The following is a 12,139-nucleotide window of genomic DNA, read 5'->3' on the forward strand; positions in this document are numbered from 1 at the left end:
TCCGCCTCATCCGGTGGGGACGGTGATGACCGGGCAGTGCGCCCGGTGCAGGAGACCGTGCGCGGTGGATCCCAGTCGCATGCCGGTGTAGCCGCCCCTGCCGCGGCGGCCCACGACGACGGCCAGCGCGTGCTCGGCCGCGCGCGCCAGTTCCTCGACGGGATGGCCGACCAGTACCTCGTGCGTGAGGAGTACGTCCGGATACTTCTCGGACAGGCCGGCGGTGGTCTCGGCCAGCAGGGCGCGCTGCGCCTGAAGGGCTGCTTCCTCGTCGTGCAGCAGGAAGACCGGCGGCTGCCACACGGAGACGGACCGGACCTGTGCTCCGCGCAGGTCCGCAGCGTCGAAGGCGAACTCGAGGGCTGCGGCCGAGGCGCTGCTCCCGTCGATGCCGACGACGATGTACAGCGGCCGCTGCGTGATGTGCTCGGCGTCGCCCACGACGACGACGGGGCAGGAAGCCTGCGCCGTCACCGGGAGCACGAGCGATCCGGCGCTCAGCACCTCCGCGACGCGGCCCAGGTGCCGGGAGCCGAGCACCACCAGGCGGGCCTGCTCCGCCATCGCCGCTATGACGGGGGCGGGGAACCCGCCCCGCAGGTCGGTGGCGACGGCCAGCTCGGGATGCCGTTCCCGGACCCAGTCCCGGGCCTGCTCCAGCCGCTCGGCGCCCGCTCCTCGCAGGGCGGTCTGCCGTGGGGTGTCGTCGACGTGCTGGGCGTCGTGCTGGGGTGGGACCGCCAGCACGAGGCGGAGGGGAAGCCTGCGGCGGAATGCCTCGTCGGCCGCCCAGGCCAGGGGAAGGTGCCAGTTCCTGTCCGGGTCGATCCCCACGACGATGCCGCGAACGGCCTCCCGTGCGCCGGTCATGACCCGCTCCCGGATCCCGCGCGGAGCCGTGGAATGAGAAGGACGGGGCAGTGAGCGTGGTGCACGAGGCTGTGTGTGGCCCTGCCGAGATCGGGGGAAAGCCCGAGCGGGGTGGGACGGCGGCGGCCGCCCATGACCAGGAGGTCGGCGTGGCGGCTCGCCTCGACCAGGACTCCGGCCACCGAGAAGTTCTTCTCCCCGTCGCTGTCGACGGTCAGGTCCGGGAACTCGGCACGGATGGTGGCGGTGACGGCCCGCAGGGCCTCCGCGTGCTCCCCGCCGATGGCGTCGACGGTGTCGAGCATGGGGACGACGATGCCGACGGACTGCAGGATGTTCCAGACGTGCAGGAGCCGCAGGGACGCCTTGCGCAGCTCGGCCTCGCGGGCGGCGTAGCGGGCGCAGACGAGGTCGTGCTCGTCGCGGACGGCGGCGAGGACGGTGCCCCGCTCCTCCGCCTCGTCGATGCCGCGGACCACGATGACGGGAGTGCTGGCGGCGGCTGCGATGCCCAGGCCGACGGAGCCGAGCATGAGCGAGTCGAACCCGCCCAGGCCGCGGTTGCCGACGACGATCGTGCTGGAGAGGCCGCCGGCCCGCTTCAGGCTGGTGATGGCGTCCGAGCGGCTGAACTCCGTGGTCACGCTGAGACCCGGATACTCGGCGGCCACGGCCTTCGCCGTGTCGTCCAGCAGTTCCCGGCCGGCGGCCCGGACCTTTTCGATGGTCTCCACGGACACGTACAAGGCCCTGCCGTCGGTGTCCGCGCCGTAGACGATGTGGAGCGGACGGCCCCGGCGTGCGGCCTCCCCCGCAGCCCACAGGGCAGCGTGGCGGGCGGGCTCGGAACCGTCGACGCCGACGGTGACCGAGCTGCTGTCCGGAGTACGGATGGTGCTTTCCACGGTGACTCCCAACCGAGAGGCCGATGGGGACACCCCCACGGTGACCGGCCCGGGCGCCCTGGCAGGAGGGCCGCCCGGGGCCGCCCGGGGGACCAAAGGTCCCCATCGTCGGACGGCCGCACCGGCCCGTGGGCCGGGTGGCCCGTCCGGTCCCCGGACGGGGCCGTTCGGCCCTCGCTTCTGCCTGCGCTCCGGCGGAACGTGAAGGGCACACGCTCACTGTCACGCACAGGGCATCGGCCTCACGCGCTCGGAAACCGCAGGAGGAGCCCCATGAAGCACATCAAGGTGGCAGACCTGATGACCGACGAGGTCGCTTCCGTGACGCCGGCCACCCCGTTCAAGGAGGTCGCGAAGCTGCTGGCCCAGTACGACGTCTCGGGCCTGCCCGTCGTGGACGACGAGGACCGCGTCGTGGGCGTCGTTTCACAGACCGACCTGCTCGCCCGCAACACGGCGGTGCCCGGTCCGGGACAACGGATCGCGCCGCCCTCCCGGGCCCCCACGACGCGCGACCTCATGTCCGCCCCCGCCGTCACCGTCCGCGCCGAGGAGACGGCGGGAGCCGCCGCCCGGCTGATGACCCTCCGCGGTATCGAGCGGCTGCCCGTCGTCGACGTCGAGGACCGCCTCGTCGGCATCGTCACCCGGCGTGACCTCCTTCGTACCTTCCTCCGCCCGGACGCGGAGATCCGCCGCCGCGTCCAGGAGGTGCTCGCGGAACTCGCCGGCGTATCGGCCGAAGCCGTCGAGGTGCATGTGGTGGACGGGATCGTCACCCTGGAGGGCACGGTGCACCATCCGACCCGGGTCCGCCTGCTCGTCGCGCTCGTCGAACGGATCGACGGGGTCGTGGCCGTCGCACCGCGCATCACGGCCGGCTCCGACGACCCGGCGAACACCCGTACCGCTCACACGTCCGTGCCGTGGTGACGCACCAGGCCCGAATCGGAGGACCACACGCATGAAGAACCACGTCACGGTCGGGGTCGACGGCTCCGACGAGAGCCTTGCGGCGGCTCGCTGGGCTGCGCGCGAAGCGGTTGTGCGCCAGGTGCCGCTCAGGCTCGTCCACGCCGTCGACTGGCTCCTCGACCCGGTGCTCCCGGGCGTCGGCCGGCAGGACGCCGACAGCTGGACGGACCGCGCCGTGGCCGAGGCGGCGGAAGAACTGCGCCGGCGTCACCCCCGCCTGGAGATCACGACCCGCTGTCCGACGGGGCGCCCCGCCGCCGCCCTCGCCGCGGAAGCCGTCGACTGCGCGCTGCTGGTCCTGGGGTCCCGCGGCCTGGGCGGCCTGACCGGCTTCCTCGTGGGTTCGGTGGCACTGTCCACCGTGGCCGCCACGGACACCCCGGTGGTCCTCGTCCGCAGCACGGGCGAACCGGACACGGCCTCCGAGTCCGAGGCCGAGCCCGGCGCCGGGGCCGGCATCGTGGTCGGGATCGACATCCAGGAGGCCTGCGACCGGGTCCTCACCTTCGCCTTCGAGGAGGCGGAGCGCCGCGGCTGCACGCTACAGGTCGTACACACCTGGAAGATGCCTCCCGCGTACAGCTACGTCCCCCTTTTCGACTCCGACAACGAACGGGACATCCAGCGGAGCGTGGCGCGAACGGTCGAGGACATGCTGCTGCCCTGGCGGCGCAGGTTCCCGGACGTGGACGTCTCGACCGGGGTGTACGAGGGATCCGCGAGCGAGCGCCTCGTCCAGGCCTCCCGGGGAGCGGGCCTGGTCGTGGTGGGCCGGCATCTGCGTCACTCGCCCCTCGGCCCGCACCTCGGCCCCGTCACCCACGCGGTGCTCCACCACACGGCCGCCCCGGTCGCCGTCGTCGCCCATCCCTGAAGTCCGCGCGCCTGCGGATCCGGCATCGAGGAGCGTCATGGAACACCTGCGCACCGTGGCCGACGTCATGACCCGCGCGGCCGTCTCCGTCGACCGCGGAACCGTGTTCAAGGACATCGTGGAGACGATGCGCATGTGGAGCATCAGTGCCCTCCCCGTCCTGGACGAGGACGGGCACGTGTCCGGGGTGGTCTCCGAAGCCGACCTGCTGCTCAGCACCCAAGCCCCCGCTGTGGACCGGGCGACCACCGCTGAGCGGCTGATGACGTGTCCCGCCGTGACGGTGGAGACGACCGCCACCATCCCGGCGGCGGCCCGCCTGATGGCGCGCGGCCACCTCAAGCGCCTGCCCGTGGTGGACCGCGACGGCCGCCTGGTCGGCGTCGTCAGCCGCGGAGACCTGTTGAAGGTGTATCTGCGCCCGGACGCGGACATCGGCACCGAGATCCGGGACCTGATCAGGCTCCGGCTGCTGCCGCACGGCTCGTCCGACGTCCACGTCCACGTCGACAACGGCACCGTCTACCTGCACGGATCCATGCCGGAGCCGGCGCTGGAGGACGTCGTGGTACGCGCGGTGGGCTCCGTACCGGGGGTCGTGGACGTCAAGGCCGACTTCACGGTCCCGGCTTCCGCATGAGGGGTTGTGCTCATGAGGCACCGCAGCGTCGCCGAACTGATGACTCCCACGGCCGTCACGGTCCGCCCCGCCACGGCGTTCAAGGAGATCGCCCGGCTGCTGCAGGAATACGACATCACCGCCGTGCCGGTCGTGGACGGGACGGGGTGCCCGGTCGGCGTCGTGTCCGAGGCCGACCTCCTGCGTCGGCGCTTCCCCGGCGGTGCGTCGACCGCCGGGGACCTCATGACGAGTCCGGCCGTGACGGCCCGCCCCGAGTGGAGCGTGGTCCGCGCCGCCCGGGTGATGCAACGCCACGGGGTCAAACGCCTGCCCGTCGTCGACGCGCACGGGCGGATCACCGGCGTGCTCAGCCGGAGCGATCTGATCCGGCTGTTCCTCCGCCACGACCACGCCATCCAGGAGGAGATCGTGGAGGACGTCCTGACCCGCGTCCTGCGGATAGCGCCCTCTTCGGTCACCGTCGACGTGGAGGACGGGCTGGTGACGCTGAGTGGCACCGTCCACCGGGCGGAGCTGCTGCCCGTGATCGTACGCCTGTGCCAGAGCGTCGACGGCGTCGTCGATGTCGACAACAGACTGACCTCCGTCCCGGCCGCCGCCGACCGGGCCTAAGGGCTGTCCCGGTCAGGGAGCGAGGTCCCGACGGCGGAGGAGGACGTGGGCCAGCAGGAGACCGAGCAGCCCCACCCCTGCCAGGATCCCGAACTGCGGCCACAGGACACCGCCTTCGGCCAGGGCGTCGCCCGGGGTGTAGTAGTGGAACGGGCTGAGGAACCGCAGCGGCGCCGCCGGCGTCCAGGCCAGCGCGATGAAGTTGACGGCGAATCCCACCGCTGCGATGGCGATGGTCGCGCCGATCACCTGGGAGCGTCGGCGTCCTGCCGCCGACACGGCCATGGCCGGGCCGATCATGCACAGGGCGAAGCCGATGCCCATGAACCCGGCGGCGAAGACCCCGCTCAGCGGCACCGCCCGGTGGATCCCGGGGGACAGTGCCACCCCGGCCGCGACCGTGACCGTCGCGGCCGCGTTCAGGGCCAGCACCACGGCCAGCAGCGCTGCGGTCCTCTCGGCCAGCAGCCGGCTGCGGCTGACGGGCCGCACCATCACCAGTTCCACCGTTCCCGATTCCACGTCCGCCGCCACGGCGGCCGCCGCGAGCGAACCGATCGCGGTGAGCTGCATGGCGATCCAGAAGGGGTGGGTGAGGCCGGCACCCAGCAAGCCCGGGTAGCTGGCGATGGAGACGTTCCCGCTGGAGCCGCTGAACGCCTGGTAGGCGGAGGGCGGGCCCTTCCCGCCGGAGGAGAACAGATCTCCGGGAGCGAGGGCGCCTGCCACGACCACGATCAGTGCCTCGAAGGCGACCATCCCCAGCAGCAGGGCCCCCAGCATCCTGCGCCGGCGGTGCAGGGCGAGCCAGAACAGGGGCCATCGGTCCTTCACGCTTCCTCCTCCGGGCCGCCGTCGCGGTACAGGTCGAGAAACGCCTCGTCGAGACCGGCTTCCTCCACCGTGACGTCCGCGACGCGCAGGGCGAGCAGTCCGCGCAGAGCGCCCACCACCTCGCTCGGTGGTACGAGCAGGTCCACCCGGTCGTCCTGCCACTGCGGGGCCCAGCGTTCGGCGGCGCCCAGCGGCCGGCGCCCCTGCCCGTCGTCGAAGGTCAGCCGGATCCGTCGGGCGCGTGCCTCGCGCAGCCCGGCCACGCTCTCCACCGTCACCAGCCGTCCGTCGCGCACGATCGCGACCCGGCCGCAGGTGCGCTGCACCTCCGGCAGGATGTGGCTGGACAGCAGGACGGTCCGTCCGCCGGCCGCGGCTTCCCCCAGCAGGGCGAAGAACGTCTCCTGCACCAGCGGGTCGAGGCCTTCGGTCGGTTCGTCCAGCACGACCAGCCGCGGATCGTGCTGCAGGGCCTGCACCAGCCCCAGCTTCTGTTTCATCCCCCGCGAGTAGCCGGAGACGGGGCGGGCGAGGATCGGCGCGGTCAGGCCCAGCCGGTCGCACAATTCGGCGCGACGGGGCACCGGGGCGCCCTGGAGGGCTGCCAGCAGGTCGAGGGTCTCCGCTCCGGAGAGCTCCGGATACAGGCGCAGCTCGCCCGGCAGGTATCCGATCCGCGGTGCCAGCCGGAGGTGCTCGCCCAGCGGGTCCAGCCCGAGCACCCTGACGCGGCCCTCGGTCGGCCGCAGGAGGCCGGTGAGGCATCGCAGCGTGGTGGTCTTCCCGGCGCCGTTCGGTCCGAGGAAGCCGAAGACCTCCCCGGTGCGCACGGTCAGGCTGAGTCCGTCGACTCCCGTGACGTCCTCGTACCTCTTGGTCAGGCCGGTCACCTCGATCGCCGGCACGTCGTCCATGACTCCGTCGCGGGCCTGTGCTCCCGCCGCCACCGGCTCACGCGGGGGTGTGCGCGGTGCCGCGGTGCGATGTGGGCCGGCGCGTCTCACCGGATTGCCGAGCTGTCCGTCCAGCCGCCGTAGGGCTTGAGGGAGCCCTGCGGCGGTGCGCCGGAGTCGGCGATGTCGCGGTGGGCGATCCGCGTGAGCTGGTGGGCGAGGTCCTCCAGGGCGCGGGCGGCGGCGAGTTCGTCACCGATCTCGGGCACGTCCCGGTCCGTGGGGTTGCAGCGGGCGGTTCCGTGGCCGGTGAGCCGGTTGGAGCCGGTGTCGAGCTCGACGCGGACCTTGGTGGTGCCGTCCTCCTCGAAGAGGTAGACGCGGGACTTCCACTCGATGGTGTGGGACATGGTGTTCCTCCGGTGCTTCAGGTGGGGCGGCGGCGGCGCCGGGCCCACCGGCGGATTTCGTCGGTCCCCCAGACCAGCGGGGGGAAGAGGGCGATGAGGAGGACGACGTCCACCGGCAGGGCGGCGGTGCCGAAGAGGTGCTGGAGCGGGGGCGCGTAGACGAGCGCCGCGGTGAAGGCGAGTTCGAAGGCGATGCCGGCGAGCAGCAGCGGATTGGTGAGGAGGCCGATGTCGCGGAGGGCTGCGTGGTCGGTGCGGGCGGCGATGGCGGTGCCGACCTGGCAGGTGACGATGCCGGCGAAGGTGGCCGTGGTGGCGGTGAGATAGGCGTGGTGGAGGGGGGTGCCCGGGCCGGTGGGGTCGCCGGGATGCCATCCGGCCTGCCACAGCACGTAGAAGAAGGCGGTCATCACCAGGATGGCGGACACGGTGCCGAGCCAGCCCCAGCTGCGGACGAGCATGTCCTTGTTGATCACGCCCTCGGTACGGGGCCGGGGCGGGCGGGCCATGACTCCCGGCTCGGCGCGCTCGCGGCCCAGGGCGAGCGCGGGGAGGGTCTCGGTGCCGAGGTCGATGGCGAGGATCTGGAGCACGGTCAGCGGCAGGGGGACGGTGCCGCCGGACAGGGCGAACACCAGGAAGGGAACGACCTCGGGGGTGAGGTGGGCGAAGATGTAGACGATGAACTTGCGGACGTTGTCGTAGACGCGTCGCCCGGATTCGATGGCCGTGACGATGGTGGCGAAGTTGTCGTCGGTCAGGATCATGGTCGAGGCTTCGCGTGCCACGTCGGTGCCGGAGCGTCCCATGGCGACGCCTATGTGGGCACGGTGGAGGGCGGGCGCGTCGTTGACCCCGTCGCCGGTCATGGCGACGATCTGCCCGTGGGCCCGCAGGGCGTCAGCCACCTTCAGTTTCGTCTCGGGTGAGGAGCGGGCGAAGACGATCTCCGTGCCGGGCAGCCGCAGCAGGTGGTCGAGCTCGTGGTCGTCGATCGCCTCGGACTGGGCGATCACCCGCAGGTGCGGTACGCCGATGCCGACGGACCGGGCCACCGCGGCGGCTGTGGCGCCGTTGTCCCCGGTGACGATGTGGACGGTCAGCCCTGCCCGGTGGCAGCGTTCGACCGCGGCGGCGACTTCCGGACGCGGTGGGTCGTACAGGCCGACGAGGCCCAGCAGGTGCAGGTCCCGTTCGGCCTGCTGCCGCCCCGACGGCACGCCGGCACCGTCCGGCAGGTCACGCTCGGCTACGGCCAGCACCCTCATGCCCGCTTCGGCCAGGGTGTCTGCCGCGTCCTGCGCGCGCCGGGTCGGCTCTCCGCCCGCCAGGAGGGGCAGGACGGCTTCGGGAGCCCCCTTGGTGATGACCCGCAGGCGGCCCCGGTCCGCCGCCTGGACCACCGACATCAGGCGCAGGCGCGGATCGAAGCGGAAGCAGGCGCGGCGGTGGGCGTCCCGGTCGGCCGGATCCGCCGGGACGGCGCGCTGCGCCGCTCCGTCCACGAGGGCGATTTCGGTCGGGTCGCCGTGCCATGGCCCGTCGGGCTCGCGTGCGGCGGTGGTGCACAGGGCCGCCGCCCGGACGAGGGCGGTGCTGCCGGGCCCGGGCTCCGTGCCGTGCTCGGGCGTCCAGAGGGCGTTCAGGCGCATCTCGTTGCGGGTGAGGGTGCCGGTCTTGTCGGTGCAGATGACGTTGGTGGAGCCGAGGGTCTCCACGGCGCTGAGCCGCTTGATCACCGCGCCCTGTCGGGCGAGGACCCGGACGCCGACGGCGAGGGCGAGGGTGATGGTCGGCAGGAGCCCTTCGGGCACGTTGGCCACGAGCAGGCCGATCGCGAACATCATCGAGTCGGTGAGCGGCAGGCCCACCGCGACGCCGGTCACGAGGAAGACGGCACTCATGGCGACGGCGACCGCCGCGATCAGCCAGGCGACCTTCTTGACCTGCTTCTCCAGCGGGCTGGGTTCGCGCCGGGTGCGCTGGCTGAGGGCGGCGATCCGGCCGAGCTGCGTGTGGTCCCCGGTGGCGAAGACGATCGCCCGCGCCTGGCCCTCGGTGGCGCTGGTTCCGCTGAAGACGAGGTTCGGCTCCTGGAGCACCGGCACCGCCTGCAGGCCGGGACCGGCCAGCCGTTCCACCGGCGTGGACTCCCCCGTCAGCATGGACAGGTCCGCCTCGATCCCGCCTTCGGTCAGACGGGCGTCGGCGGCGATACGGTCGCCCTCCTCCAGGACGATGAGGTCGCCGGGGACCAGGTCCCGGGCCGGGACGTGCCGCGGCTGCCCGTCGCGGATCACCCGCGCCTGCGCCGGGAGGTAGCGGGCCAGGGTCTCGACGGCCTTCTCGGCCTGCCGTTCCTGGACGAGCGCGAACGCGGCGTTGACGAGGACCACGGCGACGATCGCCCAGCCGAGGACGTCGATGCCGGCGATGAACGCGAGCGCGGCGGCCGCCCACAGCAGCAGCGCCAGCGGGTGGGCCAGTTGGCGCAGGAGTTCTTGGAGGACGCCGGTCTTTGCGGCGGGGCGGACCTCGTTCGGCCCGTAGACCGCCAGCCGCCGTGCGGCTTCCCGGCTCGACAGCCCCGCGGGCCCCGTGTGGAGTTCCCGGCGGAGCAGGGGAAGGGGCTCCAGGGGATCGGGCACGACGTCCCGCGCGAGCCCCCTGTCGGCGAGGCCGTCAGCCATCGTCCGCTCCGGGGCCGGGGTGCAGACGGCCGGTCCAGAGGGGCTCGACCTCTTCCCATTCGGATTCCCACGCCCGGGCGCTGCGGGCGTCGACGACCCGGATCCCCAGGCGGACGAGGGCTCCTGCGAGCAGCACGATCCCGGTGAGCACCGCGGCGCCGAAGCCGAAGGCACGCAGGGCGAGGTCGGCGGTCACAGGGGGCGCCGTGGCGGCGTCGCCCCGGTCGTCGACCCACACCGCGACGGTGTCGCCCTTTCGGGTCTGCGCCGGCACGGGGACGGTGTCGGCATGCCTGCGGTCGGCGGGGTACTGCCAGGTGACGGGGGCGACCACGACGGGCCTGTCGCCCGGGCGCGGTCCGGTCCGGTAGCTGGTTTCGCCGACGGCGGTGGCCGTGACGACGTGCCGGTGCCGGGCCAGGGTCTCGGCGGCATGGCCGGCGTCGATCCACACGGCCCGGCCGACGGCGATACCGCAGACCACCGCGAGGAGGCAGGCGACGGCGAAGGCGGCGTGCAGGAGCACGCGGGTGCGGTCGGCCTTCCTGCGGAGCGGATTGGCCGCCCCTGGCGTCCGGTCGTCGTCCATGGCTCACCTCCGCGTTGCACGGCTGCCGTGGCGGGCCGCCCGGTCAGGCCGCCGCGAGTTCGGCGCTGATGTGGTGGGCCCAGGACCGGATGTGCTCGGGAGCGCGATAGTCCCCGCCCTTGCCCTGGCGCAGCATCGAGCGTGCGACGAGCCCGGGGGTGCCGGCCGTGACGCTGCCGCCGAACGTCTTGTGTTCGCGCGCGCCGATGAGCTGCATCTGCCGGGCGACGGCGGGGACCGGGGGGATGTCGTGGTCCTCCGCGGAGCGGTCGAGCGGGCCGCTGCTGAACAGCCACACGGGACGGTGCCTCAGGGACTCCGCGTTGCGTTCGGCGCAGCGCTTGGCCTTGCCGCTCCAGTGGCCGGCGTAGAGGGAACCGCCGAGGACGACCGCGTCGTAGGCGCGGACGTCGTGCACCTTGCCCGCGGGCAGCACCACGGCATCGAGGCCGTCCTCGCGGAGGGTCCTGCCGATCTGCTCGGCGATTCCCGCGGTGGCTCCGTGTTGGGTCCCGTAGGCGACCAGGACCTTCTTGGCGGTCATGGCGGGGCCTCCTCGTCTCGTCCGTGTGGGCCGATGCCACTGTCACGCGGCCGGCGGCGGCTGCGCATGGGCCGGACGGATCCCGACCGGGGCCGTTCGGTCCCCGTCGCGGCGCCGCTCCTCGGCCGCGGCGACGTGCTGCTTGACGGCGGCGAAGCTGTCCGGGGCCACGGAGAGCGAGTCGATCCCGACGCCGACCAGGAAGGCGGCGAAGCCGGGGTCGTCGCTCGGGCGCTGACCGCACAGGCCCACGGGGCGGCCTGCGGCGTGGGCCCGCGGGACGAGAAGGCCGATCAGGCGGGTGACGGCGGGGTCGTTCTCGTCGAAGACGTCGGCGAGCGCCTCGGAGTCCCGGTCCACGCCCAGGGTGAGCTGTGTGAGGTCGTTGCTGCCGATGGAGAAGCCGTCGAAGCGTTCCGCGAAGTCCTCGGCGAGCAGCACGTTGGCGGGGATCTCCGCCATCACGTAGACCTGGAGCCCGTTCTCGCCCCGCCGGAGTCCTTCGGCGGCCATGACGTCGAGGACCTTGTCGGCCTCCTTCAGGGTGCGGCAGAACGGGATCATGACGATGACGTTGGTCAGGCCCATCGCGTCGCGGACCCGGCGCAGCGCCCTGCATTCCAGGGCGAAGCCGTCCCGGTAGCCGTCGCTGTAGTAGCGGCTGGCTCCCCGCCATCCGATCATCGGGTTGGCCTCGACCGGCTCGAACGGCCGGCCACCGAGGAGCTTGGCGTACTCGTTGGTCTTGAAGTCGCTGGTGCGCACGATGACGGGGTCCGGCCACCGGGAGGCGGCGATCCGGGCGATGCCGTGGGCAAGGCGGTCGGTGAAGTACCGGGTGCGGTCGAGACGGCCCTCGGTGAGCTGGTCGACGGCGCAGCGGTCGCCCGCGTCCAGCCGTTCCGGATGCAGCAGGGCCATGGGGTGGACCTTGACCTGGTGGGCGACGATGAACTCCAGGCGGGCCAGGCCCACGCCGTCCGCCGGCAGCCGCCACCAGCGGAACGCCGCCGACGGGTCGGCCAGGTTGAGCATCACGCGGGTCCGGGTGGCGGGCAGGGCCGCGAGGTCGGTCTCGGTCTCCTCGTACGGCACCAGGCCCGCGTAGACCTTGCCGCGGCTTCCCTCCGTGCACGAGACGGTGACCTCGGCCCCGTCGTCGAGGACCTTCGTGGCGACGGCGGTGCCGACGACGGCGGGAACGCCGAGTTCGCGGCTGACGATCGCCGCATGGGAGGTGCGACCGCCGTGATCGGTAACGATCGCGGCGGCCCGCTTCATGATCGGTTCCCAGTCCGGG

13 protein-coding genes are annotated in these 12,139 nt (G+C 72.9%); 4 read left to right on the forward strand and 9 right to left on the reverse strand.

Annotated features, from left to right (window positions below; genetic code table 11):
• Positions 1 to 6: 6 nt before the first annotated feature.
• Together AVW11_RS22255 and AVW11_RS22260 are read right to left on the reverse strand one after the other, a co-directional pair.
• Positions 7 to 870: a universal stress protein gene (locus AVW11_RS22255; protein WP_060177390.1), complete on the reverse strand. Its 864-nt coding sequence runs from the start codon at positions 868 to 870 to the stop codon at positions 7 to 9.
• Complete coding sequence (locus AVW11_RS22260; protein ID WP_060177389.1) at positions 867 to 1,775, reverse strand: universal stress protein; 909 nt, start codon at positions 1,773 to 1,775, stop codon at positions 867 to 869. Before AVW11_RS22260 ends, AVW11_RS22255 begins: the two co-directional genes overlap by 4 nt.
• A 273-nt stretch (positions 1,776 to 2,048) precedes the next feature.
• On the opposite strand from AVW11_RS22260, the gene AVW11_RS22265 reads away from it, so the two are divergent.
• From AVW11_RS22265 to AVW11_RS22280, 4 genes are read left to right on the forward strand one after another with little or no spacing between them, the layout of a single operon-like run.
• The gene (locus tag AVW11_RS22265; RefSeq protein ID WP_060177388.1) at positions 2,049 to 2,708 is read left to right on the forward strand and encodes a CBS domain-containing protein; all 660 of its coding nucleotides are present in this window, start codon (positions 2,049 to 2,051) and stop codon (positions 2,706 to 2,708) included.
• Positions 2,709 to 2,739: 31 nt separating this feature from the next.
• Positions 2,740 to 3,624, forward strand: a complete 885-nt coding sequence (locus AVW11_RS22270; protein WP_060177387.1) for a universal stress protein — start codon at positions 2,740 to 2,742, stop codon at positions 3,622 to 3,624.
• Between the two features lie 37 nt (positions 3,625 to 3,661).
• The gene (locus AVW11_RS22275; RefSeq protein WP_076045513.1) at positions 3,662 to 4,264 is read left to right on the forward strand and encodes a CBS domain-containing protein; all 603 of its coding nucleotides are present in this window, start codon (positions 3,662 to 3,664) and stop codon (positions 4,262 to 4,264) included.
• 12 nt (positions 4,265 to 4,276) lie between these two features.
• Positions 4,277 to 4,879 (forward strand): CBS domain-containing protein, encoded by a 603-nt coding sequence (locus AVW11_RS22280; protein ID WP_030844005.1) that lies wholly within the window; start codon positions 4,277 to 4,279, stop codon positions 4,877 to 4,879.
• Positions 4,880 to 4,891: 12 nt separating this feature from the next.
• Here the strand turns inward: AVW11_RS22280 and AVW11_RS22285 are convergent, their stop codons facing one another.
• From AVW11_RS22285 to AVW11_RS22315, 7 genes are all read right to left on the reverse strand, one after another.
• Positions 4,892 to 5,713 carry an ABC transporter permease subunit gene (locus AVW11_RS22285; RefSeq protein ID WP_060177385.1) on the reverse strand — a complete coding sequence of 274 codons (822 nt, stop codon included), beginning with the start codon at positions 5,711 to 5,713 and terminating at the stop codon, positions 4,892 to 4,894.
• Positions 5,710 to 6,627 carry an ABC transporter ATP-binding protein gene (locus tag AVW11_RS22290; protein ID WP_076045515.1) on the reverse strand — a complete coding sequence of 306 codons (918 nt, stop codon included), beginning with the start codon at positions 6,625 to 6,627 and terminating at the stop codon, positions 5,710 to 5,712. Before AVW11_RS22290 ends, AVW11_RS22285 begins: the two co-directional genes overlap by 4 nt.
• An 86-nt stretch (positions 6,628 to 6,713) precedes the next feature.
• On the reverse strand, positions 6,714 to 7,016 hold the full coding sequence (locus AVW11_RS22295) for a DUF1876 domain-containing protein (RefSeq protein WP_030844009.1): 303 nt from the start codon (positions 7,014 to 7,016) through the stop codon (positions 6,714 to 6,716).
• 17 nt (positions 7,017 to 7,033) lie between these two features.
• Complete coding sequence (locus AVW11_RS22300; protein ID WP_076045517.1) at positions 7,034 to 9,706, reverse strand: cation-translocating P-type ATPase; 2,673 nt, start codon at positions 9,704 to 9,706, stop codon at positions 7,034 to 7,036.
• Positions 9,699 to 10,295, reverse strand: a complete 597-nt coding sequence (locus tag AVW11_RS22305; protein WP_060177382.1) for an Rv1733c family protein — start codon at positions 10,293 to 10,295, stop codon at positions 9,699 to 9,701. Before AVW11_RS22305 ends, AVW11_RS22300 begins: the two co-directional genes overlap by 8 nt.
• Positions 10,296 to 10,338: 43 nt before the next feature.
• On the reverse strand, positions 10,339 to 10,839 hold the full coding sequence (locus AVW11_RS22310; RefSeq protein WP_060177381.1) for a flavodoxin domain-containing protein: 501 nt from the start codon (positions 10,837 to 10,839) through the stop codon (positions 10,339 to 10,341).
• 42 nt (positions 10,840 to 10,881) lie between these two features.
• Positions 10,882 to 12,139: putative PEP-binding protein (locus tag AVW11_RS22315; protein WP_240528233.1), on the reverse strand; the 1,258-nt coding region annotated here is incomplete at its 5' end.

The organism is Streptomyces amritsarensis (assembly GCF_001953875.1).
Classification (GTDB): domain Bacteria; phylum Actinomycetota; class Actinomycetes; order Streptomycetales; family Streptomycetaceae; genus Streptomyces; species Streptomyces amritsarensis.

Bases quoted from the DNA above. Each gene is read 5' to 3' on its own strand.
- AVW11_RS22255 (WP_060177390.1), bottom strand. From the start codon at position 870: ATGACCGGCGCACGGGAGGCCGTTCGCGGCATCGTCGTGGGGATCGAC.
- AVW11_RS22265 (WP_060177388.1), top strand. From the start codon at position 2,049: ATGAAGCACATCAAGGTGGCAGACCTGATGACCGACGAGGTCGCTTCC.
- AVW11_RS22270 (WP_060177387.1), top strand. From the start codon at position 2,740: ATGAAGAACCACGTCACGGTCGGGGTCGACGGCTCCGACGAGAGCCTT.
- AVW11_RS22275 (WP_076045513.1), top strand. From the start codon at position 3,662: ATGGAACACCTGCGCACCGTGGCCGACGTCATGACCCGCGCGGCCGTC.
- AVW11_RS22280 (WP_030844005.1), top strand. From the start codon at position 4,277: ATGAGGCACCGCAGCGTCGCCGAACTGATGACTCCCACGGCCGTCACG.
- AVW11_RS22290 (WP_076045515.1), bottom strand. From the start codon at position 6,627: ATGGACGACGTGCCGGCGATCGAGGTGACCGGCCTGACCAAGAGGTAC.
- AVW11_RS22295 (WP_030844009.1), bottom strand. From the start codon at position 7,016: ATGTCCCACACCATCGAGTGGAAGTCCCGCGTCTACCTCTTCGAGGAG.
- AVW11_RS22300 (WP_076045517.1), bottom strand. From the start codon at position 9,706: ATGGCTGACGGCCTCGCCGACAGGGGGCTCGCGCGGGACGTCGTGCCC.
- AVW11_RS22305 (WP_060177382.1), bottom strand. From the start codon at position 10,295: ATGGACGACGACCGGACGCCAGGGGCGGCCAATCCGCTCCGCAGGAAG.
- AVW11_RS22310 (WP_060177381.1), bottom strand. From the start codon at position 10,839: ATGACCGCCAAGAAGGTCCTGGTCGCCTACGGGACCCAACACGGAGCC.